Here is a 2,068-nt window from a genome sequence, read left to right on the forward strand (position 1 = left end):
CCGGTGAGCGCCACCACCATGAACCGGCCGCCGTCCGAGCAGCGGAAGTCCCTGCCGAACGTGCCGTAGATGTGGTTGCCGATCGGTTCCCGCGAGGTGCCGTTGAGCTCCGCTTCGCCCAGGAACCCGAGGTTGCCCGCCATCGCCAGCGCGATGTCCGCGAGCGCGAGCCGCACTCCGGTGCCCTGCCCGGTGCGTTCGCGCTCGCGAGCCGCCGAACTCACCGCGAGGGCGGCGTAGAGCCCGCAGCTGATGTCCCAGGCGGGTAGCACGTGGTTCACCGGCCGGTCGCCATCGCCGGTGGCGAGCGGGAATCCGGACTCGGCGTTGACCGTGTAGTCCACTGCGGACGATCCGTCGCTGCGGCCTTCGATCAGCACGTGGATCAGGTCCGGGCACACCTCGGACAGCCTCTCGTGCGAGAGCCAGTCGCGGCCCGCCGAGTTCGTGAGCACGACTCCGCTGCCCGCGGGGAACGCGGCGACGAGGTCGCGCACCACCTGCCTGCCCGCGTCCGAGCGCAGATCGGCGACCACGGAGCGCTTGCCCTTGTTCAGCCCGGCCCAGTAGATGCTCGTGCCGGTATCGGCCAGCGGCCAGCGGTGCCGGTCGGCGGCCCCGCCGCGCGGATCGACCCGGATCACGTCCGCGCCCAGCTGCGCCAGCGTCATCCCGCCCAGCGGCGCGGCGACGAACGACGAGATCTCGACGACGCGCAGACCGGACAGCGGGCCGGTGGCAGGCGGCACGGCGGACCTCCAGGTTGGTGCGGCCAGTGCGCGACCGTTTGCTCTGGTCGGACAGCGCCCGCAGATCGTTGCTGCGGAACGGGAACGGCGTTGCGACAGGCGGCGATCAGCGTTCGTCGAGTTCGTCCGGATGGTATTTGGCCGTACAATACTTCGGCGGATCGGCGGAGGGAACCCCCGAGCCGCCACCTGGTGCTCGTAAGTCCATAGTGGACTGAGCGTGCTGCGCGATGTCGCCGCACCAGCGGACTTTGACGCCGAGGGCGTTGCAGTGGTTCGGTGAAAGCGTTCGCCGGTGTGCGGCGGACGGGGAGGCGTTCATGACATCCGAACCGGTGCGCACCGCCGCGTCCTCCGGTGCCGATCGGTCGCACGGGAGCGTCGGGGCCTACGAGGATTTCACCGTCGGCCGCCGCTTCGAAGCAGGTCCGCGCGAGGTCACCGAGCACGACCTGACCGCCTTCGCCGCCATCAGCGGTGATCAGCACCCCCTGCACCACGACGCCGAATTCGCCGCGCGCACGCGCTTCGGGAAACCGGTGCTGCACGGCCCGTTCGGCATCGCGGTGTTCTTCGGCATGTTCCACGACCTCGGCCTGGTCCCGGACTCCGAGGTCGCGCTGCTGGACACGAACTGGCGCTACCTGCGCCCGATCTTCCCCGGTGACGCGCTGCGCATGACGATGACGATCATCCGCTGCCACCGCACCGGAGATGGTTCGCGAGGCGTGGTCGACCGGCACGTGCGGCTGCTCAACCAGGACGACGAGACGGTGCAGGAAGGGACCACCGCGTTCCTGGTCCCGGCCCGCGGCACCGGCCCCGACCCGGCGGGTCGCAGGTTCGGCACGGTGGCGTGGGCCGAAGCGCTCACCGAACGGCTCGACGAACGGTTCGCCTCCGCGGTCGCCACCTGGGACGGTGCGATCGGGCTGCGCAGCGGCGACGACGAGGTGCAGCTGCGGATCTACCGGGGCCGGGTGCTGGAAGCCGCGACGCGCACTCCGCACGGGCCCGCGTTCACCCTCGCGGCATCGCCGCTGGTGTGGACCGAGCTGGTCACCGCGCAGCGCAACGACTTCATGCAGCGCGCCATGAACGGTGATTTCCAGGTCTCCGGCAACGCCTACGAGTACCTGCGGTTGACCAAGGCGCTGCAGCTGATCGCCGAGGCGGCCCGCGGGGCCGGTCAGGAGCAGCGATGATCGAGGCCCGCTACGTCGAGGCGGCAGGCACCCTCGCGTTCACCGAGTTGGCCGGTTCCGGCCCGGTCGTGCTGTGCCTGCACACCGCCGGGCAGAGCGGTGTGCAGTGGCGGC

Annotated in this window: 2 protein-coding genes; one reads left to right on the plus strand and one right to left on the minus strand. The window is 70.8% G+C overall.

What is annotated here, in order from left to right:
• A partial coding sequence (locus IJH84_RS23350) for a CoA transferase (RefSeq protein WP_295149049.1) occupies positions 1 to 749 on the minus strand: 749 nt, incomplete at its 3' end.
• A gap of 320 nt (positions 750 to 1,069) precedes the next feature.
• Between IJH84_RS23350 and IJH84_RS23355 the strand changes: the two genes are divergently transcribed.
• Complete coding sequence (locus tag IJH84_RS23355; protein ID WP_200070571.1) at positions 1,070 to 1,954, plus strand: MaoC/PaaZ C-terminal domain-containing protein; 885 nt, start codon at positions 1,070 to 1,072, stop codon at positions 1,952 to 1,954.
• Positions 1,955 to 2,068: the final 114 nt, after the last annotated feature.

This window comes from Saccharopolyspora sp. (assembly GCF_017434145.1).
In the GTDB taxonomy this organism is placed as follows: Bacteria; Actinomycetota; Actinomycetes; order Mycobacteriales; family Pseudonocardiaceae; genus Saccharopolyspora_C; species Saccharopolyspora_C galaxeae.

Bases quoted from the DNA above. Each gene is read 5' to 3' on its own strand.
- IJH84_RS23355 (WP_200070571.1), top strand. From the start codon at position 1,070: ATGACATCCGAACCGGTGCGCACCGCCGCGTCCTCCGGTGCCGATCGG.